Genomic DNA, 21,286 nt, shown 5'->3' on the forward strand with positions numbered 1-21,286 from the left:
TATTCATCGGCGCTCGGGGCGCCAGGGTCTGGTCTGCGGGTAAGCGGGGGCTATATGGCCCGGGCAGTTTCGGGGGCAGAGTCGTGCTGGTCGGAGCCGGCGGATGTTGCTGCGGCCAGCAGTTCCGGGGGCAGGAGAAGGGGGATGCCGTCCTCTATCGCGTAGCGGGGCTTCACGCCTGTTTCCCCGGCGGTGGTAGCTACCAGTTCCTCGCCGTCCTGGACCAGGGGTGAACCCGTCACGGGACAACGCAGGACGGACAGCAGTTCGGGACTGATCTTTGGCATTTGGTTCATGCTCCCTGGCGGGCGCGCTCGCGCCGGTAGCGGATTGGTGTGCAGGTTCCAGCGTACCGTTAGATCCGTTTCAGGACGGCTCGCGCAGGACGCGCAGGTGCCCCCTGCGGGTACCTTCGGTGCCCGGAGGAGCTTCGAGCGCCGAATGGGGACCGCGCTGGGCCGGCAGCTGCGGCGCCTGGGCGGGCAGGGCCGCGGCGTCCCTGACTGCGTTGGCGAGTGCGAGCAGGTCATCAGGGCCGGGCTGCTGCGGCGTGGACGGCATGGCCAGTCGCAGGACTTCCCAGCCCCTGGGGACCGTCAACGAATCGGCGTGCTGTTCACAAAGGTCGTAACAATGCGGCTCGGCGTAAGTAGCCAAGGGGCCGAGAACAGCCGTGGAGTCCGCGTAGACGTACGTCAGGGTAGCTACCGCCGACTGGCGGCAGGCAGATCTTGAACACTGACGGATAGCTCCCACGACATCACAGACTACTCTCTGTACTCGGCAAAACCGTGCATTGGCGCCGCGGGCGTGACGCGCCTTCGCTGCAGGGGGAATCTATCGCGTAAATCATTTCCCGGGTTTACAGTCGATGTATGCAGTCATCGAACCATGAATCAGGCTTTACGGTCCGGTTGGCTGACCCGGACGCCGCACAGCAGACGGGCGGGGACTCCACGGGCAGGAGCTTCATGCAGCGCCGCCGGAACCGCCACGGCCGCGGGCTGCGCGGCGAGGTTATGCTTCCCACCCACCCGGGCTACCGGACACGGTCTGACCGGTTCGATGACATGGTCCTGGATTCGGCCCAGCGGCTGCACGATATCTGGGGCAAGACACTGGACGGCGTCCGGTTTGGCGTGGACGAGATTCCGCCGGCCCTCGAGCAGCTGGCCGCTGACTCCGCACCCATTCCCATGGGCTCCTATACGCCGGCTTCCGGTGAAGACGGGCCCATGATCACGGTGTACCGGCGCGTCGTGGAGCAGGCCTGCCCCGGCATCGAGGAACTTCAGGACCTGGTCCACGACGTGGTGGTGGAGCACACCGCGGAGATGCTGGGCGTTGCCCCTGAAACCCTTGACCCGGTGTACCGGCGCCGCTACTGACGCACCCAGCCCCAACCGCCCGGAGGGTCTCCGGGCGGCACCGCGGTTTCAGTAGCTGATGGTGACCGGTACCGTTTCCTGCCCCGCCGCAGCGGGCTGGAAGGCAAGGGATGAGACGTCGTTCCGGCCGTCCTGTTCCACAAGGACAGCGCCGTAGGCGGCATCCCCGGATGCAGAGACGACGTAGCCAACCACGTCGGCGTCCTCGGCCTTGTCCGGAACGGCGATGGACGCAGTGGTTCCGCCCGCGATGTCGGCCGTGGACGGTGCCCGGACCTTCCCGTCGGCGGTGATTGCCGCGTAGGTGATGGTGGCCCTGGCGTCCAGGGCACCAAAGACCAGCTGACGGGTCCCGCCCTGTGGAACAGGAACCACGTGCTGGCTGCCAAGCCGCACCCCGGAGGACGCCCAGGCGACATCGGACGGCTGCCCCTCCTGGGTCCCCCGGCTGATGCGTGTGGCGGCAACAAAGGAGACATCGGATGCCGCAGAAACGGTGTAGTGCCCGGCCGGAACGCCCGCAAGCGAAACTTCCGTGATGGAACCGGCCTTGGCGGTGATCACACCGCCGGACGGCAGGGATTTCTGACCGTCGCGGCCATACACTTTGACCTCCACCACTGCATCCGACGGACCCGGAACAGTGATCTGCAGGGCAGGAGCGGCATCCTCGTACCCGGATCTTCCGGTCACGGCAGCAACTCCGGCCGGATCCTGGATGTCCACGCCGGTCATGACCTGGCGGACCGCGGGGGCCGCCCCGGGTGCGATGAAGTCCACTCCGCCGGGTGTCAGGCCGCGCAGGACGCTTTGCTGGATAGCCGCCGCAACCGGTCCCCCCGCGCTGCGGACATGGACGCTCAGCTGCGGCTCCCCCGGAGCCAGGCCGGCGAGTACCACCGAGCGTGTGGTGCCGGGTGCCACGAGCAGGCCGCGGCTGCCGGGCGCCTGGATCTGACCGTTGCGGCCGAACAGCTCAAGGCTGACCGTGGCCGGGGTGGTGGAAGCGTTCGTCAGGACCAGCACCGATGTACGGCCCACAGTGGTACTGGCGCCGGCCAGCCACTGGTCGTTGGACGGCCGCTGGCAGTTGGCGGCCGCTGTTCCCTGAAGGTCGCCGTCCGTTGCCGTGAATTTCATCGCTGCCGCAGCCGACGCCTGCTGGTTTGCCAGGGCATCGGCGCTAACGACTGTTGCCTGGTCCACTTGGCGGTTAGCCAGGACGCCCGCGATGAGTTCCTGGCGCGCACCCTCGGCGGGAACTTCGCCGGAATCCTTGGCGATCTCGACGGCGGTGGTCCCGTCCAGCAGGGACAGCCGGCTGGACGGGAGCACGCCTGCGGCGCCGAGGATGGCCGCGGTCACCGTACTGGCGGCCGTGGCGGATTCCGGGCTGAATTGTGGATCAGTGCCTGCCTGGGTGCCTTCCAGCAGCCGGGCGGGGCCCGGACATACGCCCAGGCTTTCTCCTGCGGGGACGGCGGCAACGGCCGCCGGCAGGTTGCGGCTCGATTCCGGCGCAGGAAGCAAGGATCCCGCGGCCACCACGGCCCCGGCACCCGTCAGGACGAGTGCAGCGGTGGCGAAACCCGCCAGGGTCCCCTTCCGGCGCTTGCCTTCGGGCCCTTGGTTGCCGGCCCCGCCGGGCGCTTCTCCTGCATCCGTTGCCGGGGCGTCCGGCGCCTGGCCGGACATGGTGTGCTCATGCATTCTGCTGTTCCTTACGCAGGGAGCCCTCATCCCGGGAGAGGCCGGTCCGCGGCCTTCGTGCCGGCATGGGGATGGCCAGCATGACAGTCAGGCCAATCACCGTGGCCTGGGCTATTCCTGCCCATGCTGCCCAGGGGTTTTCGTAGCGGATTGTCAGGTGGCCGCCGGAAGCGGGAAGCGTGAACGCCTGGGACCATCCGGAGGTGGTTGATGTCAGTTTCCGGCCGTCGAGCCAGGCACTCCAACCGGGATCGGCGCGTTCGGCAAGAACTGCCAGCCGCCCCTCGGGCCCCTCGGGCACCTGGGCATCGACGTCGTTGTAGGCCGACGGCACCAGCGAGACCGTTGATCCGTCCCCGTCCACGATCCGGACCCGGTGGGCGATATCCGCGGGCTGCAGGACGGGCTGGTTCAGCGGGGTGATCCGCCAGAGCCATCCCACGTCGGTTTGTCCCACGGCTACGAGGCCCGGCACCGCGTCCATCCTGCTGGCGGTGAGCTGCGCCGCTGTATCTGCGGAGCGGAGCACAACGAAGCCGACTGCCAGCTGTTCCAGGTCGCTGCGCGGGTCGACGCCCTGGCCGGCCACGAGGGTTGCCACAACGCGGCGGACGGCCGCTGTGACGTCGTCGTCGTCCCGGACCGTCTCAGCGCCCGGAGCGCCAATGATGTTCCGTGCGGAAGCGACTGCCGAGAGGCTGTCCAGGGTGGTGCCCGCGCCCCTCATCAGGGAGGCGTCAAAGGAGCCGTTGTCCCGCGTGCTGATCATGAGGGTGCGCGTCTGCTCGGGGCCTGTTCCGCGGTCGATGGCTGTGGCCGGCAACGTCCGCGGGCTGGCGGCCTCCACCAGCCGGGTGGCGCCGAATCCGGGGGCTGCCGGACCTGCAGTGTCGGCAGCTCCAACGGCGCCGGCGGCGGAAACAGCTGCGGGACGGAGCAGGTTGCGGGCAGACCATGCGGCCATTCCTGCCAGTGGGCCGACGAGCAGCAGCACCATCCCGAAGGCCATGGCGGAACGTGCCGCGGTGCGCTGCTTCGCGGTGCCTGCAACAGCCTTGTCCGCCACATTGAGGAGGTGCTCAGCTCCCAGCAGGCCCGCCCCCAGGAAGGCGAAAGCGGCGGCGGAAACAGCGGGACCGGTGAAGGGCGTCACGAGCGTGTCGGCGTTCATTGCCGTTGCCACGTGGGAGGCCAGCCAGCCGCCGGCCAAGGCGATCGCTCCGGCCACCCACAGTGACCTGGCCGTCCTGGCGCGGCGGCCCGTGGTGAAAAGTCCCGCCACGGCCAGGACCAGGACTGGCGCACCCACGAGGAGTGCCAGCAGCAGGGCCCAGGGGAAGGCGGCGTCCTGGAAGTAGGGCAGGCCGTCCAGTCCCCCGTCGGGGCCGAAGGCCATCGGCTGGCCCAGGAGCTGCTGCCAGAGCGGGGCGGCGGTGAAGCCGAGGGGCAGGCCCGGATCCGCGAGCAGTGCCCTCGGTTTGTCGAGCACGGTCAGGCCGAATGGAATGAAGAGCGCGGCGCTTGGCAGCAGGGCCCACCACACGGTGCGGCCGCGGCGGCCCAGCAGGAGCCCGCAGAGCACGATCACGGCGGTTGCAGGAATCAGGAGGGAGGGCGCAGATGCAGCGACAACCGCCAGAGCCAGTCCTGCTGCTGCCGCCGCCGTCCATGACGGCGTGCCGTTGATCCCGGGCCGGACAGGAGGCCGGTCCCCGCGGCGCCCGTCCGCGGCAGGCAGAGTGAACCGTCCGTGTCCCACCGCCGAGCCGGTGGCGCGCAGCAGGGCAAGGACCAGCAGGGGGATCATGAGATGGGCAATCAGGGCGCCGGCGCGGCCTTGGTTCAGGGCCACCTGAAGAGCGGGGGAAGCGGCCCAGAAGATAGCGGCAGCGAGGCGCAGGCGGCGTCGGACTGTCAGTCCGCCCGCAGCAAACCAGGCGGTAAGAGCGGACAACGGGGTGCTGAGCAGGAGGAGCCAGGCCATGGCTGCATTGGCATCCCCGCCGCCGAGGACGCCGAGGATCCACAGGACGTAGCCGAAGGGGTCGCCCCTTCCCGGGAGTCCGGCGCCCAGGCTGATCCACCAGCTGGAGGCGTGGTGCCAGATGTCACCGAGACCCGCAGAAACCGGTATGAGTGCCCCGCCGGCAACGGCGTCGGCGCGGAACAGCCCGGCGAGTCCGAGAAGTGAAGCGACGGATGCGATGATGACCGCCGCGAGGGCCCCATTGCCTACCCACCCGCGTTTGCTGGTGGCCAGGGCAGCGAAATCGTCGGAGGAGTCGCCGCTGGGCTGGTGCGCCAGCGGGTCATGTTCGAGGTCGTCAGCCGGGCTGTTGTCCGAACCGATGGCCTCCATGAGCGACCGCCTGTGGCTCCACACCTCCCGCCGGGGTGTCTGCAGCTTGCGGATGACAGAGCGGCGGATCCGCCGCGACTGCCGGGCTGCCCGGCGGGCCCGCGCCACTGCCCTGGGCCTGCCCAGTGCGGCAACGGTGGCAGCCAGCTGGGAAATTCCGTGCCCCGGGTCCTTGACTGCAATGCTAAGGACCAGCTTGAAGAGACTGCCCAGCAGCGCGCCGGCAGCATGGACCGGCACCATCCAGAGCGGCGAGTGCTTGAGCCGCAGGTGAACCTGCGCTTTTCGGGCCGCTGCGGGATTGCCCAATGCATGGGGCCGGTGGGCCACGTGGAACATGCGGGCGGCAGGGACAACCACAACCCGGTGGCCCGCGAGGCGGTTGCGCCAGCAGAAGTCGACGTCGTCTCCGCTGCCCGGAAGTGCGGGATCGAAGCCGCCCAGCTGCTCCCAGACGTCACGGCGAACCAGCATTCCGGCCGAATTCACGGCGAACGTATCGCTGCGGCCGTCGTACTGCCCCTGGTCGAGCTCATCGGCGTCGATAAGGGTGAGCCGCTCGGCCCAGCGGCTGGTGGAGAGGCCGACATCGATCAGCTTCCGTTCCTCGTGCCAGTCCAGCTGCTTGCAGCCGGCGACGGTCACGGAGGGCGCGCGCTCCACGGCGGCGAGCAGTTCAGCAAGGGCTTCCGGTGCAGGGGCGGCATCGTCATGCAGCAGCCAGATCCACTCCGGCATGGCGTCCGCCCCGCCGGCCACCCGGGGCGCGAGTCCTGCGAGGCCCGCGGAAACCGCGGCCCCCATCCCGCCTTTCCCGCGTTCATGGCTCAGGACGCTATGTGCACCAAAGGCCCGCTCAAGGAGGGCCAGCGAGTGATCGCGGGATCCGGTATCGACGCCGATGGCACGGTCCACGGACCGGGTCTGGTCCGCCAAAGCCGAGAGGGTCCTGGGGAGATAGGCACTGCCGTTGTGGGCAACCACAACGGCAGTGACATAAACATCCTGGTGAATTAGATTGCTCGCTTCCTCAGCCGCCGGCGCTCACGCTCGGACAGGCCTCCCCAAATGCCGAACCGTTCGTCATTGGCCAGCGCGTATTCAAGGCATTGCGACCGCACGTTGCAGGCACCGCACACCTTTTTGGCATCGCGGGTGGAGCCGCCCTTCTCCGGGAAGAAGGCCTCGGGGTCCGTCTGGGCGCACAAAGCGTCAGTTTGCCAGCCGAGTTCGCCTTCGTCGTCGAAGTCCTGTTGGAAGGGCAGTCCGATCCACACAGGCTGGGCCGTGCCGGGCGCAGCCAGCTCCATGGGCGGGTCGAGGTCGTCTTCAAGGTCCCCGCCGCCGTCCAGGAGGGCCTCATGCGCGGCAAGGAATGCCGTGGCCTGGTCCTCCAGGATGCCGCTGGCATTCCGGTTGTACCGCTCCGCAGCTTCAGGATCAGCAGGATCCACGTACCAATCGCTCGGCACCCCCCGTGCACGGTATTTTGCCGTTGCCTGGCCGGCCACGACGGCATCTTCCTGGATACGCTCTGCTTGCCCCACGGCGACCCTCCTGATGTTGCAGCCTCTGCCTGGATACGTGGGCACTCGGTTGTGTGCCGGTATTTGCGCAGTCGCTTTAGATACCTAATTACACGTGTGTAACTAGGGCGAGTCAAGCCGCGGCCGGGATAATAATCACTGAAGTTCCCCAACGCCGCGTACGCCACGCCCGGGAATTTTCCTCCGCAGGCCGCCAAGCGGCGGGCACCATAGGCCTGGGCGGCAAATTTGCCCGAAAAACCCGCGCCACTGGCGGGAAGTTACCCGGATTCAGCATAAATAGCAAGCACGCTTAGCATCGCATGTGATAAACATCACTTTCGGCGCGGTGCTTCATAGCCTGCGGAGAAACCGGATGACCCGCCGCCGGGCCGGTGGCAGGATGGTGCCATGACTACTCCTGCGCTCGATCTGATGGCCAGCCTTCGTTCAGGGAACTCAACGTCGCCACGCCTTACCTGGTACGGCCCGGACGCGGAACGGGTGGAGCTCTCCGGACGGGTCCTGGACAACTGGGTGGCCAAGACCAGCAATCTGCTGCAGGACGAACTGGACGCAACCCCCGGAATGCGGCTTCGCCTCGAGCTGCCTGCACATTGGAAGGCAATGGTGTGGGCACTTGCCAGCTGGCAACTCGGCCTTGAAACCGTGCTGGAGGAAGGCCCTGCTGACTTCCTGGTCACGGCAGATCCGGAATCAGTGGACGGCAGGTACGACGCCGTCATCGCCGTCGCGCTTCCCGCTCTCGCCATGCGCTGGCCGGGGGAGCTTCCTGCGGGTTGCATCGACTACGCTGCGGAAGTGCGCTCCCACGGTGACGTCTTCATGGCGCATGCAGACGCGGACCCGGCTGTGTCCGCACTCGTGGACCGGGAGGGCCGCGGGCACCTCCACCGTGATCTACTCGACGGTTTCGCCGTTGGCCACGATGAGGGCGTGCGGCTCCATATACCTGCCGGCACCGGTCTTGAGGCAGCACTGGCGAACGCCCTCGGAGCGTGGAAGCAGGGCGGCTCCGTGGTCCTCACGCATCCTGACGTGGAGCTGACGGACAAGCTGCTGGCCGCCGAGCGTATCCACGGCAACTAGTTTTCCCGTCCTGGCTGGCTTTACGCCACCGTCCTGCCTAAGCCGGAGAGGCCGGCTATGGCTGGGCGGGACCCTCGGAGGAGGCTTCGCGTTCCGCCGCCGCCACGTGCTCCTTGGGCTGGTGGTGGAGCTCGATAAGTTCATGGTCGTGCGAGAACTCGGGTTCCTGGTCCAGTTCTTCGTTAAAGACCCAGAAGCGGTAGGCAAAGAACCGGAAAATGGTTCCCAGGACGAGTCCCACAACACTTCCCGCAATGAAGAGTGACGGCTTGTCGTTGAGGTCCAGCACGTACTTCGCAAACCAGACGCAGCCGGAGGCAATCAGAAGCCCCACCAGGTTCATCACGGCGAAGAGCACGGCTTCGCGCACCACGTTGGCCTGCTTGCGGTGCCTGAACGTCCAGTAGCGGTTAGCTACCCAGGAGAAGATACTGGCCACGATGGTGGCAACGGCCTTGGCCCAGACCTCGCTGCCGTGCATCGGCCCCGTGAAGAGCCAGATGAAAACCGCGGAGTCGATGACGAACGCCACACCGCCGACAGCTCCGAATTTGGCCACTTCACGCCAAAAAAGCGAGGCCAGTCCCCGAATACGATCTGCAAGTGTGCTAAACATGACCCTCCATGGCCGTATGATCTGTGGGCCACGTGGCCAAAGGCCTATTTTAGCCCCCAAAACTCTGCCCCAGCCTCCCTTGGACCGTCCCGGGATACCCCCTTCACCTTAATTTGCCTCCTCCGGAGCGGCCGAAAGCCGGGATACCGGACGGTCTTCGGTAGGCTGGCCCATGTGACTTTTCCAGTAATAGGTGTGGTTGGCGGCGGCCAGCTTGCGCGAATGATGGCCCCAGCCGCAACAGCACTCGGTTTCGAACTCCGTGTCCTTGTTGAAGGGGACGACGTTTCGGCGGTTTCGGCCGTGTCCACGTCGCCCGTTGGCGACTATAAGGATCTGCAGACGCTGCTTGACTTCTCAGAAGGCCTGGACGTGATGACCTTTGATCACGAGCACGTGCCCACTGAACACCTGCGGGCCCTGCAGGCGGCCGGCGTCAACGTCCAGCCCGGTCCGGACGCGCTGGTGAATGCGCAGGACAAGCTTGTGATGCGCGCCGCCGTAGACCGGCTCGAACTTCCCAACCCCGCCTGGGCGTCCGTGGACGACGTTGCCGCCCTGGTCAGTTTCGGTGACAAAACGGGCTGGCCAGTGATACTGAAGATGCCGCGCGGCGGTTACGACGGCAAGGGCGTACGGGTCGTAGGGTCCGCCGAAGAGGCCGCCGGGACGGAAGAGTGGTTTGCGGCCATGAGTCCGCTCCTGGCCGAGGCAAAGGTTGACTTCACGCGGGAGCTGTCCGCACTCGTGGCAAGGACACCCGACGGGGAGGCCCGGGCCTGGCCCGTGGTGCATACGATCCAGGTGGACGGTGTGTGTGACGAAGTGATCGCTCCGGCCCTGGACATCCCCGTTGAGGTTGCGGCGGCAGCAGAAGATGCCGCCCTCCGGATAGCCGGCGAACTGGGAGTCACCGGCGTCCTGGCCGTGGAACTTTTCGAGACTCCCGGCGTGGGGGCAGGGTTTCTCATCAATGAACTCGCCATGCGCCCGCACAACACCGGGCACTGGACCCAGGACGGAGCCGTGACGAGCCAGTTCGAGCAGCACCTTCGCGCTGTCCTGAACCTGCCCCTCGGTGCCACTGATGCCCTGGCCCCCGTGACCGTCATGAAGAACTTCCTCGGCGGAGAAAACCAGGACCTGTACTCAGCATTTCCGCTGGCACTCGCGAGTGAGCCCGCGGCCAAAGTCCACTGCTACGGCAAATCCGTCCGTCCGGGCCGGAAAATTGGCCACGTGAACCTGGTGGGCACGTCCACGGCGGACGTTGATTCGGTCCGGCGCCGTGCCACGAGGGTGGCAAGCATCATCCGCGACGGGCGGGCAGCGGCGGAAGAGACGCCACAAACTTTCGAGGAGAACGCATGAGCGCCCCAGCAACGCCTGCCGCGGGTCCAGCGGCGAACCCCCTGGTGGGCCTGGTCATGGGCTCCGACTCCGACTGGCCGGTCATGGAAGCCGCAGCGGACGCCCTGGCCGAATTCGGGATTCCGTTTGAAGCAGACGTGGTCTCCGCGCACAGGATGCCCACCGAGATGATCCGCTACGGGCAAACGGCCCACGAACGCGGACTCCGCGTGATCATCGCCGGGGCCGGCGGCGCCGCGCACCTGCCGGGCATGCTGGCGAGCGTCACTCCCCTGCCGGTGATCGGCGTGCCTGTGCCGCTGAAGACACTGGACGGCATGGACTCCCTGCTGTCGATCGTCCAGATGCCGGCCGGCGTCCCCGTTGCGACGGTTTCCATCGCCGGCGCGCGCAACGCCGGACTTCTGGCTGTCCGCATGCTGGCCGCGGGAACCGATGAGCTAGCAGCTTCGCTACGCACCGACCTTCTCGACTTTGCCGCCGACCTCAACGCTGTAGCCTCCCGCAAGGGGGCAAACCTCCGGCAGAAAGTCAGCGAGGTCTTCGCCGACGGCAACAGCTCCTTCCGGGGCAGCCGTTAGGACCGCCGGCATGTCCAGCAGCAAAGTTCCGCAGTCCGCCTCGGACACGGCCCTGACGGACCCGGTACGTTACCCGGTCAGCGCTTCCCCTCCCGTCCGCACAAAACGTGCCTTCGTGCTGGTCCTGTTGACCCTCCTCGTCCCCGGCAGCGCGCAACTCGTGGCGGGCGACCGCAGGCTGGGCCGGGCAGCACTGCGCGTGACGCTCTGCGTCTGGGCACTCCTGGTGCTGGCCTTGCTTCTGCTCATCGTCAACCGGACCGCGCTGGTCAGCATCATCACCAACCCCTTCGCATCGCTGGCCATCGTCATCGTGCTGGTGGCTCTCGCGGCCGGCTGGGCTGTCCTGTTCATCAACACCCTGCGGCTCATCCGCCCGGTGCTGCTGGCGCCGCCGGCGCGGCCCGCCGTCGGCATTGCCTTGGTGGTGGCACTGGTGCTGGGCAGCGGGTCGCTCGGCTACGCGGCATACCTGCTCAACGTCAGCCGCAACGCCATCGGCAGTATCTTCTCCTCGGGACCGGCGATCGATCCGGTGGACGGACGCTACAACTTCCTGATGATGGGAGGCGACGCCGGTGACGACCGCACCGGCCGGCGGCCGGACAGCCTCTCCGTGCTGAGCGTCGACGCCGAAACCGGCCAGACGGCCATCATCTCGGTACCCCGCAACCTGCAGAACGCGCAGTTCAGTGAGGGCTCCCCCATGCGGGCCATCTACCCGGACGGCTACGACTGCGGCGACGAGTGCCTGATCAACGCCATCAACACAGAGGTAACCAACGAGTACGCAGACCTTTACCCCGGAGTGGCCGATCCAGGCGCCCAGGCGACTTTGGAGGCCGTGTCCGGAACGCTGGGGCTCACCGTCCAGGCTTACGTCCTGGTGGACATGGAGGGCTTCTCCACGCTCATCGACGCCATGGGAGGCATCAGGATCAAGGCGGGCGGCTGGGTTCCCATGAGCGGTTATTTCGACGAATTCAGCAGGACCTACGGCGTGCCGCTGGGATGGATCCCCGCCGGTGAGCAAACACTCAACGGCAACCAGGCACTCTGGTACGGCCGGTCCCGCGAGTACGTTGACGACTACGCCCGCATCCAGCGCCAGCAATGCGTGCAGCAGGCCATGCTGAAGCAGCTGGACCCTGCCACGCTCCTGTCGAAGTTCGAGGACATCGTCAACGCGGGGACCCAAGTGGTGGAATCCAACATTTCCTCAACGCAGTTGGGCAGCTTCGTGGACCTCGCCATCAAGGCAAGAGGCCAGGACGTCAAGCGGCTGACCATCGGCCCGCCGGACTTCGACGCATCCTTCTCCACGGTCCCGGACTTTGACCAGATCCACGCGCGCGTGGACGAACTTCTGGCTTCTGCATCATCCGCGCAGTCGCTGGAAAGTCCTGACGATGTGATTGCTGTGCCCGCCGCCGGCGGCGGACCGGTGCAGGCTGCAGGAGCCTACGCTCCTACTGCCTCCCTGCTGGCCGGCAGAAGCCTGCCGCAGCAGCCCACGCCGTCGGACTTCATCCCAGTCACCACAACACCTGACGGCGAGCCGATCACCGAAGAACTGCTGAACCAGCTCAAGCGCGAGGGTAACGAGCAGGCCATCGCCGGGCTCGTGGCCACCAACGGCCAGTGCGCCGCGCTCTAGCCCCGCTACATACGAAAGAAACGGAACCGGTTTTGTACGAGATTGAAAACGTCCTCCGGGATTACGCCTGGGGTTCGACAACGGCGATCGCATCGCTCCTGGGACGCCCGGAATCCGGTGGGCCCGAAGCCGAACTGTGGATCGGGGCGCACACTGATTCGCCATCCGTGGCGCATGTCCCGGAAGACGGCACCGCCACTCCCCTCGATGCCTTGATCGCCGGCGATCCGGAGCATTTCCTCGGCACCGAATCAGTAGCCCGCTTTGGGCCGCGGCTGCCGTTCCTGGCGAAAATCCTGGCCGCAGCCCAGCCGCTGTCCCTCCAGGTGCATCCCAGCCTGGAGCAGGCACGTGCCGGGTTTGCCCGGGAGAACGCGGAAGGTGTGGCGGCGGATGCACCACACCGGAACTACCGCGATGATAACCACAAGCCGGAAATGATCTTCGCGCTGACCCCGTTCGAAGCCCTCTGCGGGTTCCGCCCGCCGGCGGAAACCCGGGAGCTCCTGCTGCACGTCGCCTCAGCTTGTGAATCAGTGGAAGCGCAGCCGCCTGCCGTTATCACGGCCCTGCTGGATGACCTCGGCGACGGCGACGAAGGTGCCGGCCTGCGGACGGCGTTTGAACGCCTCATCACGGGCGGAGAAGCCGTGGCGGAAGCCACCACCCAGGTGGTGGCGTCGCTCCTGTCCCGGGGATCGCTGGCACCCTACGAAGCAGAGCTGGGAACGGCCATCAGCCTCAATGAGAAGTACCCGGGCGATCCCGGCGTCCTCATCTCCCTGCTCCTGAACCGGATATCCCTGCAGCCGGGAGAGTCCGTCTACCTGCCCGCGGGAAACGTCCACGCATACCTGCACGGGCTGGGCGTTGAGGTCATGGCGTCCTCGGACAACGTCCTCCGCGGCGGGCTGACGCCGAAATTCGTGGATGTCCCCGAGCTCTTGCGCACCATCGACTTCCACCCCGTGGCCGTGCCGATGCTCAATGCCGAAAAGACCGTACTGGACCAGGAGCTCTACCGGCCGCCGTTCGAGGAATTCCAGCTGCAGCGGATCGAGCTCGGGCCGAATGATGGCCCCGTCCCGCTGGCGCAGTCCGGGGCCGCCGTGGTCATCGTCGTGGCGGGCGACGTCTACCTGGACTCACCCAAGGGCGACCTGCAGCTTTCACGGGGCGGCAGCGCATTCCTCGCCGCCGCCGAGGCCCCCGTCAACGTCCACCCTGTGGCCGGGAGTACGCAGCCGGCACTGGCGTTTGCGGTGACTACCGGCCTTTAGCCGCGCCGAAGCACCAGACGCGCGCGCCCGGCCGCAGTTTTGACGAGCCGGCGCGCCGCCTGGAGGCCCTTCCGTGCCAGCGGCATGGCCTTTGAGTACGCCGGGTAGAACGGGGACAGCGGCTTTTCCCACGTCCCCAGGAGCATGTTTTCGTGCTTGGCGAACTGCTTCTTGAAGTCCGAAATGCCGTCGTTGAGCAGGCCGTTGAAGTCGTACCGGGAGCACCCGTCTTCCCGCATGGACTGCAGCGCCGCCCATTTGACCCCGTAGTTCACGCGCTGCTTCTGCCCCTCGGCGGAGACGCCGCCGTAGAGCTCGAAGGCGGTGGAGCCGCTGCGGGCCAGCCAGACGAACGCCAGCATCTGCTCGCCGTCGAATGCTCCGATGATGGGTGAACCGTCTCCCATGTTCCGGAAAATGTCCCGGTAGTACTGGTCCTCGTGGATACCGAAACCGGCGCGTTCCGCCGTTTCGTGGTAGATGGCGAGCACCTGCTCCAGCTCGGATTCGTTCTTGACCTTCCGGAACTCCACGTCGCTGCGCATTGCCTTGCGGATATTGGCGCGGGTGGACTTGGACATCTCCGCCATCAGTTCGTCATCGGACCTGCGCAGGTCCAGGATGAGCGTCCGCGGGATCAGGACCGTGTTGGTGGACTCCCGGAAACCGGCTTCGGACACGGCGGCCGCGTAGGGCGAGTCCTTGTCCCAGTCCGGTTCAATGCTCAGGGCAACGCCGCGGTGGCGGGCGGCGGCATGGTCCGCAAGGCTGCTGAGGACGGCGGGAGCGTCCTCTACCGAACACATCGGCCCCCTGGGGATGTAGACCAAGGCCCGGAACGGGACAGGAAGCCGCCGGATCAGCAGCTGGGCACAGCCGATCGTGTTGTCGCCGTCGTTCAGGAGCACGCGGTCCACGGACCAGCCGTGCATCGCCTTGGTCTCGCCCCAGCCCCAGAGCTGTTGCGGGTGCCCCTGGAACCGGTCGACGTATTCGTCCCAAAGGGCGCGGTCAGTACAGGGCACAACAGCTGGAATCATGGCTTAAACCCTATACCAAGGCTTAACGCCGAAGCCCCGGAACGCGCTGGGCGTTCCGGGGCTCCGGGTGGAATGCGTGGCCGCGGATCAGCTCTTGCGGGCGTAGCCTTCCCACTTGCTGGCCTGGTGCTCGCCGTCCACGAAGCGGATGGTCCCGGATTTGGAACGCATCACGATGGACTGGGTCAGGACCTTGTCCTTGGAGTAGCGGACGCCCTTCAGGAGGTCACCGTCGGTGATGCCGGTGGCAGCGAAGTAGCAGTTGTCGCTGGAGACGAGGTCGTTGGTGGACAGGACGCGTTCCAGATCGTGGCCGGCATCGATTGCCTTCTGCTTTTCTTCGTCGCTGGTGGGCCACAGCCGGCCCTGGATCACGCCGCCAAGGGACTTGATGGCACAGGCCGCGACGATTCCTTCGGGGGTTCCGCCGATGCCCATCAGGGCGTCGACGCCGGTTCCGGAGCGGGCGGCAGCGATGGCACCGGCAACGTCTCCGTCCATGATGAACTTGGTGCGGGCGCCGGCCTCACGGATTTCCTCGACCAGCGGGCGGTGGCGGTCGCGGTCCAGGATCATGACGTTGAGCTGGTTGACCTTCACGCCCTTTGCCTTGGCGATCAGGTGGAGGTTCTGCTTCACCGGCAGGCGGAGGTCCACCATGTCGGCGGCTTCCGGGCCGGTGACGAGCTTCTCCATGTAGAACACCGCGGAGGGGTCGAACATGGAACCGCGTTCTGCCACGGCCAGGACCGCCAGCGCGTTGTTGATGCCCAGCGCGGTGAGCCGCGTTCCGTCGATGGGATCGACGGCCACATCGCATTCGGGGCCGGTGCCGTCACCGACGCGTTCGCCATTGAACAGCATGGGGGCTTCGTCTTTTTCGCCTTCACCGATGACCACAACGCCGTTGAAGTGGACCGTCTGCAGGAAGGAGCGCATGGCGTCCACGGCAGCGCCGTCCGCCGTGTTCTTGTCGCCGAACCCCACCCAGTGGCCGCCGGCGATTGCCGCAGCTTCGGTAACCCGGACAAGCTCGAGGGCAAGGTTGCGGTCCGGCTCATCGTTGCCCACAGCCAGGGACGGTGAGATCGTGGAGTACTTCTGGGTCATGGACGCTGGTGACACGTGAACCTCTTCTTCGAGTGGCGATCATTGAACCCGCCCAGCCGGAACAGCCGGTCGGTGATTCCTCTACTTCCGATCATAGTCGCGCTTATAGCTCCCGGGACGGCGGATGACGCGGGTGCGCAATGTGCAGGAACGGAGCGGCCGGGCACCCGAGGGCGCCGAATAGAACTTGCGTCCCCGGATGGGCGACTATAGAGGGGTGAATGACATGCAGGAAAAGACCAGTCCCAGCCCCGAGCCGGCCGGATCCGCAGGCAGCCAGGGCGCAGGTGGAACGGGCGCGGATGCCCCGGTTAAGCCTGTCATTCCGGCCGCAGCGGCCAAACGTGCCAACGCTTCGGTGATCGGCATGATCATCGCCCTCGTGGTGAGCATCGCCGCGTTCCTGCCGATCATCCTGATGAACCCGCTGCCCAAAAGCGACGGCTACCGTCCGGACATCGACGTCGCGGCGGTCTCCAGGAATGCCGCGGATGTGGCGGGATTCACACCGGCGGCCCCAGACACGGGCGGCGCTTTCAGGCCGAACTACGCACGGTGGGAAGCGGGAACCGGCAGCGGGGTGCCCACGTGGGAGGTCGGCTTCCTGACACCCAAGGATTCGTTCATCGCCCTGGTGCAGACCACCAAGGCCAACCCCACCTGGCTGCTGCAGCAGACCCGCAACGCGCCGGTCACCGGCTCGCGCAACGCAGGCGGCCAGGAGTGGGAGCTCCGGGACACCGGCAAAGGCGAGAAATCCCTGGTCCTCGACTACCGCGGAACTACCGTCATCCTGTCCGGCGCCGCCGAACTGGACGAGTTCGCCACCCTCGCTGACGCCGTCGTGAAGTCCATCGACAGCAATCCTGCCGTCACAGTTTCACCTGCGGTCACCACTGCCCCCTAAGGTAAGCAGGGTGACTACCTACCTGACTCCTGCACTCGCCTGGCGCCGCCTGCGCGAAGGAAACGAACGCTTTGTCAACGGTGAAACTTCCCACCCCAACCAGGACGCCTCCCGCCGGTCCTCATTGGTGGAGAACCAGCATCCCTTCGCCGTGATTTTCGGCTGCTCGGATTCGCGCCTGGCCGCCGAGATCATCTTCGACGTCGGACTGGGTGACGTATTTGTGGTGCGGACCGCAGGCCAGGTGATTGACGACGCCGTCCTTGGCTCGCTTGAGTACAGCGTCGGCGTGCTCGGGGTCCCCCTGATCGTTGTCCTGGGCCACGATAGCTGCGGCGCCGTCTCCGCCACCAAGTCCGCCGTGGAGACCGGACAGATGCCCACCGGGTTCATCAGGGACCTTGTGGAGCGGATCACCCCGTCCGTCCTCACCTCGCTGCGCAACAACGAAACCGGGGTCAACGACATGGTGGTGGAACACGTGAAGCAGACCTCGCAGCGTCTGGTGGACAGCTCACGTGTGATTTCCGACGCAATCCAGGAAGGGCGGACTGCCGTCATCGGCCTGTCCTACAGCCTTGCGGAGGGCCGCGCGAACCTTGTTTCGGGAATCGGCGAGCTCTAAAAGGCGTCCAAAAGCCGCGCTGCCGGGACCCGTAGCATGCTCTTCACGGTTTTCGGTGGCGCGGCTGATCGCCCTAAGCTAACCCCATGACTTCCACTGAAGAATTCCGCATTGAACACGACACGATGGGCGAAGTCCGCGTCCCCGTGAACGCACTGTACCGTGCACAGACGCAGCGTGCAGTTGAAAACTTCCCCATCTCCGGCAAGACCCTGGAACGCGCCCACATCGAGGCCCTCGCCCGGGTCAAGAAGGCAGCCGCCCAGGCCAACGCTGAACTTGGAGTGCTCGACGGCGAGCTTGCCAAGGCGATCGCGGAGGCTGCCGATGAGGTAGCCACCGGCAAGTACGACGGCGACTTCCCCATCGACGTCTTCCAGACCGGTTCCGGCACGTCCTCGAACATGAACACCAACGAGGTTATCGCCGAACTGGCAACCCGGTCCCTCAAGGCTGCCGGAAGCGACAAGGTTGTCCACCCGAACGACCACGTCAACGCCTCCCAGTCGTCCAACGACGTGTTCCCGACGTCCGTGCACGTGGCCGCAACCTCGGCACTGATCAACGATCTCATCCCGGCCCTCGGCTACCTGGCCGAATCCCTGGAGCGCAAGGCCGTTGAGTTCAAGGACGTCGTCAAGTCCGGCCGCACCCACCTGATGGACGCCACCCCGGTCACGCTGGGCCAGGAATTCGGCGGCTACGCAGCACAGGTGCGTTACGGCATCGAGCGGATCAACGCCTCGCTCCCCCGCGTTGCCGAAGTTCCGCTCGGCGGCACCGCTGTTGGAACCGGCATCAACACCCCGGCAGGCTTCCCGGAGCGTGTGATCGAGCTCCTGGCCACGGACACCGGCCTGCCGCTCACCGAGGCCCGCGACCACTTCGAGGCACAGGCCAACCGCGACGGCCTCATCGAAGCGTCCAGCCAGCTGCGCAACATCGCCATCTCCTTCATGAAGATCAACAATGACCTGCGCTGGATGGGCTCCGGCCCCAACACCGGCCTCGGCGAAATCGCCATCCCGGACCTGCAGCCCGGATCCTCGATCATGCCCGGCAAGGTCAACCCCGTCATCTGCGAGGCGTCCATCATGGTCGCCGCCCAGGTCATCGGCAACGACACCGCCATCGCCTGGTCCGGCACCAACGGCGCCTTCGAATTGAACGTCGGCATCCCGGTCATGGCCTCCAACCTGCTTGAATCCATCCGCCTGCTGGCCAACACCAGCCGCGTCATGGCCGACAAGATGATCGACGGCATCACGGCCAACGTGGAGCGTGCCCGCTTCCTGGCAGAGGCTTCGCCGTCCATCGTCACCCCGCTGAACAAGTACATCGGCTACGAGAACGCCGCCAAGATCGCCAAGACGGCCGTGGCCGAAGGCCTCACCGTCCGCCAGGCCACCGAGAAGCTCGGCTTCGTCGGTGACGGCGAAGGCAAGGTCTCCGAAGCCGACCTCGACAAGGCCCTGGATGTCACCACCATGACGTCCCCGGCCCACAAGGCCTGACACCCGCAGCAAGTACGACGGCGGCCGCCCACCTTCCCAGCGAAGGTGGGCGGCCGCCGTCGTTTATGGCAGCTTGGCGCACCTTCGGCCTCACGGCCGTCCCGCCGTCGTAGGCGCGCAACTTTGCACTATTTCTCCCCGAGTGCAAAAATGTACTCCATGGAAGAAAGTGCAGTTATTGAGGGCGGGCTCCGCGAACGGAAGCGCGCCGCCACACGTGCAGCCATCACTGCCGCCGCACGGGCACTGACCGCAGAACATGGCTTTAACGGCTACACGGTGGAGGAAGTATGCGAGCGCGCCGACATCTCCCGCCGCACCTTCTTCAACTACTTCCCCACCAAGGAAGACGCGATCATTGGCCACGCGGACGATGACATCCCCGCGGACGTCATCGAGGAATTCATCGAGCGCGGCGCCTCGTCTCCGCCCGGTGAAATCTCCCCCACCCTGTTCCAGGACCTGGTGCGGCTCTCCCTGCGGCTTTCCGAGGGCATGGCCGGCTCCGAGGAGGACACCCGGCAGCTGATCGGCGTGATCAAGAAAGAGCCCCAGCTGATCCTGAGGATCATCGGCATCACCGAGCAGCGCGAGGCGCAGTTCGCCCGCGACGTCGCCCGCCGGGAAGGCGTGGCCGCGGACCATCCCGTGGTGCAGATGGCCGTGGTGTTGCTTGGCACCATCGCCCGCAAGAGCAGCATGGCCTACTTCTCCGACGGCAACACCCGCCCCTACCCGGACCTGCTGATGGAAAACATCACGGCCGCCAGCACGCTCTTCTCCCAGCCCCTCGGACACCCTGAAACCCCCGCCGCAGAAGGACAACCATGAGTATCGCCACCAAGCCGCCACCGGGCCCCCTGCTGCTGACGCAGAAACGCATCTGGATCATCTTCTCGGCGCTGATCGCCGGGATGCTGCTGTCCAGCCTCGACCAGACCATTGTCTCCACCGCCATGCCCACCATCGTGGGGAAGCTCGGCGGGGTGGAACACCAGGCCTGGATTACCACCGCCTACCTGCTGGCCACCACCATCGTGATGCCCATCTATGGCAAGTTCGGCGACGTCCTGGGCCGCCGCAACCTCTTCCTGATAGCCATCGCGTTATTCACGCTCGCCTCGGTTGGCTGCGCCCTCGCCACCGATTTCTGGGGCTTTGTGATCTTCCGCGCCATCCAGGGCCTGGGCGGCGGCGGACTGATGATCCTCTCGCAGGCGATCATTGCCGACATTGTGCCCGCCAAGGACCGCGGCAAGTACATGGGCCCGCTCGGCGCCATCTTCGGCCTCTCCGCGGTGGCCGGTCCCCTGCTGGGCGGCTTCTTTGTGGACCACATGACCTGGGAATGGGCCTTCTACATCAACATCCCCATCGGCATCGCCGCTTTCGCCATCGCCTGGTTCACCCTGACGCTTCCCAACAAGAAGGCCGAAAAGCGGATCGACATCCTGGGCGTTGTTTTGCTCTCCGCCGCCACCACGTGCCTCATCTTCTTCACCGACTTCGGCGGCAAGAAGGACGAAGGCTGGGATTCCCCGTTGACCTGGGCCTTTGGTGCCGGGCTGCTGGTCTCGGCTGTCGCCTTTGTTATGGTCGAGCGCCGTGCCGAGGACCCTATCATTCCGCTGAGCCTCTTCCGGAACCGCATCTTCGTCAACGCCACGGCCATCGGCTTCACCCTGGGCCTGGGCATGTTTTCGGCGCTGGCCTTCGTGCCCACCTTCCTCCAGATGTCCTCCGGTACGTCGGCAGCGGAATCGGGCCTGCTGATGTTGCCGATGATGGCGGGCCTGATGGGCACCTCCATCTACTCGGGCATTCGGATCTCCAAGACCGGCAAGTACAGGATGTACCCCATCCTGGGTGCAGCCCTCACCATGGCGGCCATGCTGTGGATGACCACCCTTGCCGCTGCCACCCCCATCTGGGTCATCTGCGTCCAGCTGTTCTTCTTCGGGGCAGGGCTCGGCCTGATCATGCAGGTGACAGTCCTGGTGGTGCAGAACTCCGTCCCGGCCGGCCAGATCGGCACCGCCACCAGCACCAACAACTACTTCCGCGAGGTAGGAGCCGCCATGGGCGTGGCCGTGTTCGGCGCGATTTTCACCAACAGGCTGTCCGAGTCCCTTACCAGTGCTTTCACCGGCGCCGGCGCATCTGCTGAACAGGCGGCACAGTCCACCAGCACCCTGGACCCGCACGCGCTGACCCAGCTCCCGGAGCAGCTGCGTGATGCCGTGGTCAACGCCTACGCAGACTCCCTTGCCCCGGTGTTCTGGTACCTGCTGCCCTTTATCGCCGTGGCCCTGCTGCTGGCCATCACGCTCAAGCAGATCCCGCTCTCGGACACCGCCGGGATGGTGGCGCGCGGTGAGGCGGTCGGCGGTGAGGAAGCCGAGCTTCTTGCCGCCGGGCTTGCCGGCCAGGCCGGAAACAGCGTGAGGGACGACGACGGCGGGCTGGTCTCCCAAGGCCGCTGACCGCCGTCG

At 66.2% G+C, this 21,286-nt stretch carries 19 protein-coding genes; 11 read left to right on the forward strand and 8 right to left on the reverse strand.

Features of this window, described 5'->3' with window-relative positions; all coding sequences use genetic code 11:
* Positions 1–50 precede the first annotated feature (50 nt).
* Positions 51–287, reverse strand: a complete 237-nt coding sequence (locus DXK94_RS06675) for a Trm112 family protein (protein WP_115524357.1) — start codon at positions 285–287, stop codon at positions 51–53.
* Between the two features lie 79 nt (positions 288–366).
* Positions 367–756 carry a DUF3499 domain-containing protein gene (locus DXK94_RS06680; RefSeq protein ID WP_079595673.1) on the reverse strand — a complete coding sequence of 130 codons (390 nt, stop codon included), beginning with the start codon at positions 754–756 and terminating at the stop codon, positions 367–369.
* A gap of 119 nt (positions 757–875) precedes the next feature.
* Here DXK94_RS06680 and DXK94_RS06685 point away from each other — a divergent pair, with 119 nt between their 5' ends.
* Positions 876–1,388, forward strand: a complete 513-nt coding sequence (locus DXK94_RS06685) for a metallopeptidase family protein (RefSeq protein WP_115524358.1) — start codon at positions 876–878, stop codon at positions 1,386–1,388.
* A 48-nt stretch (positions 1,389–1,436) separates the two neighbouring features.
* On the opposite strand, the gene DXK94_RS06690 is transcribed toward DXK94_RS06685, so the two are convergent.
* Genes DXK94_RS06690 through DXK94_RS06700 form a run of 3 tightly spaced genes read right to left on the reverse strand, consistent with a single transcriptional unit; the run spans position 1,437 to position 7,004 of the window.
* Positions 1,437–3,098 carry a DUF5719 family protein gene (locus tag DXK94_RS06690; protein ID WP_115524359.1) on the reverse strand — a complete coding sequence of 554 codons (1,662 nt, stop codon included), beginning with the start codon at positions 3,096–3,098 and terminating at the stop codon, positions 1,437–1,439.
* Positions 3,091–6,441: a glycosyltransferase gene (locus tag DXK94_RS06695; RefSeq protein ID WP_115524360.1), complete on the reverse strand. Its 3,351-nt coding sequence runs from the start codon at positions 6,439–6,441 to the stop codon at positions 3,091–3,093. The genes DXK94_RS06690 and DXK94_RS06695 overlap by 8 nt, the downstream gene beginning before the upstream one ends.
* A gap of 29 nt (positions 6,442–6,470) precedes the next feature.
* Positions 6,471–7,004 carry a WhiB family transcriptional regulator gene (locus tag DXK94_RS06700; protein WP_079595677.1) on the reverse strand — a complete coding sequence of 178 codons (534 nt, stop codon included), beginning with the start codon at positions 7,002–7,004 and terminating at the stop codon, positions 6,471–6,473.
* Between the two features lie 390 nt (positions 7,005–7,394).
* Here DXK94_RS06700 and DXK94_RS06705 point away from each other — a divergent pair, with 390 nt between their 5' ends.
* Entirely contained in the window at positions 7,395–8,093 is a 699-nt protein-coding gene (locus DXK94_RS06705) for a TIGR03089 family protein (RefSeq protein ID WP_115524361.1), read from the forward strand.
* A gap of 55 nt (positions 8,094–8,148) precedes the next feature.
* Here DXK94_RS06705 and DXK94_RS06710 read toward each other — a convergent pair whose 3' ends face one another.
* On the reverse strand, positions 8,149–8,709 hold the full coding sequence (locus DXK94_RS06710) for a GtrA family protein (protein WP_115524362.1): 561 nt from the start codon (positions 8,707–8,709) through the stop codon (positions 8,149–8,151).
* A 174-nt stretch (positions 8,710–8,883) separates the two neighbouring features.
* Here DXK94_RS06710 and DXK94_RS06715 point away from each other — a divergent pair, with 174 nt between their 5' ends.
* Genes DXK94_RS06715 through manA form a run of 4 tightly spaced genes read left to right on the forward strand, consistent with a single transcriptional unit; the run spans position 8,884 to position 13,598 of the window.
* Positions 8,884–10,080: a 5-(carboxyamino)imidazole ribonucleotide synthase gene (locus DXK94_RS06715; RefSeq protein WP_079595680.1), complete on the forward strand. Its 1,197-nt coding sequence runs from the start codon at positions 8,884–8,886 to the stop codon at positions 10,078–10,080.
* Positions 10,077–10,661: a 5-(carboxyamino)imidazole ribonucleotide mutase gene (purE, locus tag DXK94_RS06720; protein ID WP_079595681.1), complete on the forward strand. Its 585-nt coding sequence runs from the start codon at positions 10,077–10,079 to the stop codon at positions 10,659–10,661. The genes DXK94_RS06715 and purE overlap by 4 nt, the downstream gene beginning before the upstream one ends.
* Before the next feature lie 10 nt (positions 10,662–10,671).
* A complete protein-coding gene (locus DXK94_RS06725; RefSeq protein ID WP_115524363.1) occupies positions 10,672–12,318 on the forward strand; it encodes an LCP family protein in 1,647 nt (548 codons plus the stop codon).
* Between the two features lie 32 nt (positions 12,319–12,350).
* On the forward strand, positions 12,351–13,598 hold the full coding sequence (manA, locus tag DXK94_RS06730; protein WP_115524364.1) for a mannose-6-phosphate isomerase, class I: 1,248 nt from the start codon (positions 12,351–12,353) through the stop codon (positions 13,596–13,598).
* On the opposite strand, the gene DXK94_RS06735 is transcribed toward manA, so the two are convergent.
* Both DXK94_RS06735 and glpX read right to left on the reverse strand, forming a co-directional pair.
* Positions 13,595–14,638: a peptidoglycan bridge formation glycyltransferase FemA/FemB family protein gene (locus DXK94_RS06735; protein WP_115524365.1), complete on the reverse strand. Its 1,044-nt coding sequence runs from the start codon at positions 14,636–14,638 to the stop codon at positions 13,595–13,597. The two genes, manA and DXK94_RS06735, sit on opposite strands and share 4 nt — an antisense overlap.
* Positions 14,639–14,725: 87 nt before the next feature.
* Positions 14,726–15,748 carry a class II fructose-bisphosphatase gene (glpX, locus tag DXK94_RS06740; RefSeq protein ID WP_176156781.1) on the reverse strand — a complete coding sequence of 341 codons (1,023 nt, stop codon included), beginning with the start codon at positions 15,746–15,748 and terminating at the stop codon, positions 14,726–14,728.
* A gap of 226 nt (positions 15,749–15,974) precedes the next feature.
* Here glpX and DXK94_RS06745 point away from each other — a divergent pair, with 226 nt between their 5' ends.
* The 5 genes from DXK94_RS06745 (at position 15,975) to DXK94_RS06765 (ending at position 21,277) form a co-directional block, all read left to right on the forward strand.
* The gene (locus DXK94_RS06745) at positions 15,975–16,655 is read left to right on the forward strand and encodes a DUF4245 domain-containing protein (protein WP_115524366.1); all 681 of its coding nucleotides are present in this window, start codon (positions 15,975–15,977) and stop codon (positions 16,653–16,655) included.
* 10 nt (positions 16,656–16,665) lie between these two features.
* Entirely contained in the window at positions 16,666–17,280 is a 615-nt protein-coding gene (locus DXK94_RS06750; RefSeq protein WP_115524367.1) for a carbonic anhydrase, read from the forward strand.
* 86 nt (positions 17,281–17,366) lie between these two features.
* A complete protein-coding gene (locus DXK94_RS06755; protein ID WP_079595687.1) occupies positions 17,367–18,794 on the forward strand; it encodes a class II fumarate hydratase in 1,428 nt (475 codons plus the stop codon).
* 159 nt (positions 18,795–18,953) lie between these two features.
* On the forward strand, positions 18,954–19,625 hold the full coding sequence (locus DXK94_RS06760) for a TetR/AcrR family transcriptional regulator (protein ID WP_115524484.1): 672 nt from the start codon (positions 18,954–18,956) through the stop codon (positions 19,623–19,625).
* Positions 19,622–21,277 (forward strand): MDR family MFS transporter, encoded by a 1,656-nt coding sequence (locus DXK94_RS06765; protein WP_115524368.1) that lies wholly within the window; start codon positions 19,622–19,624, stop codon positions 21,275–21,277. Before DXK94_RS06760 ends, DXK94_RS06765 begins: the two co-directional genes overlap by 4 nt.
* Positions 21,278–21,286: the final 9 nt, after the last annotated feature.

Source organism: Arthrobacter sp. RT-1, from assembly GCF_003367205.1.
In the GTDB taxonomy this organism is placed as follows: domain Bacteria; phylum Actinomycetota; class Actinomycetes; order Actinomycetales; family Micrococcaceae; genus Arthrobacter.

Excerpts from the sequence above, each read along its gene's own strand:
- DXK94_RS06755 (WP_079595687.1), top strand. The coding sequence starts at position 17,367 with ATGACTTCCACTGAAGAATTCCGCATTGAACACGACACGATGGGCGAA.
- DXK94_RS06710 (WP_115524362.1), bottom strand. The coding sequence starts at position 8,709 with ATGTTTAGCACACTTGCAGATCGTATTCGGGGACTGGCCTCGCTTTTT.
- DXK94_RS06760 (WP_115524484.1), top strand. The coding sequence starts at position 18,954 with ATGGAAGAAAGTGCAGTTATTGAGGGCGGGCTCCGCGAACGGAAGCGC.
- glpX (WP_176156781.1), bottom strand. The coding sequence starts at position 15,748 with ATGACCCAGAAGTACTCCACGATCTCACCGTCCCTGGCTGTGGGCAAC.
- purE (WP_079595681.1), top strand. The coding sequence starts at position 10,077 with ATGAGCGCCCCAGCAACGCCTGCCGCGGGTCCAGCGGCGAACCCCCTG.
- DXK94_RS06690 (WP_115524359.1), bottom strand. The coding sequence starts at position 3,098 with ATGCATGAGCACACCATGTCCGGCCAGGCGCCGGACGCCCCGGCAACG.
- DXK94_RS06675 (WP_115524357.1), bottom strand. The coding sequence starts at position 287 with ATGCCAAAGATCAGTCCCGAACTGCTGTCCGTCCTGCGTTGTCCCGTG.
- DXK94_RS06685 (WP_115524358.1), top strand. The coding sequence starts at position 876 with ATGCAGTCATCGAACCATGAATCAGGCTTTACGGTCCGGTTGGCTGAC.
- DXK94_RS06735 (WP_115524365.1), bottom strand. The coding sequence starts at position 14,638 with ATGATTCCAGCTGTTGTGCCCTGTACTGACCGCGCCCTTTGGGACGAA.
- DXK94_RS06745 (WP_115524366.1), top strand. The coding sequence starts at position 15,975 with ATGCAGGAAAAGACCAGTCCCAGCCCCGAGCCGGCCGGATCCGCAGGC.
- DXK94_RS06725 (WP_115524363.1), top strand. The coding sequence starts at position 10,672 with ATGTCCAGCAGCAAAGTTCCGCAGTCCGCCTCGGACACGGCCCTGACG.
- DXK94_RS06705 (WP_115524361.1), top strand. The coding sequence starts at position 7,395 with ATGACTACTCCTGCGCTCGATCTGATGGCCAGCCTTCGTTCAGGGAAC.
- DXK94_RS06765 (WP_115524368.1), top strand. The coding sequence starts at position 19,622 with ATGAGTATCGCCACCAAGCCGCCACCGGGCCCCCTGCTGCTGACGCAG.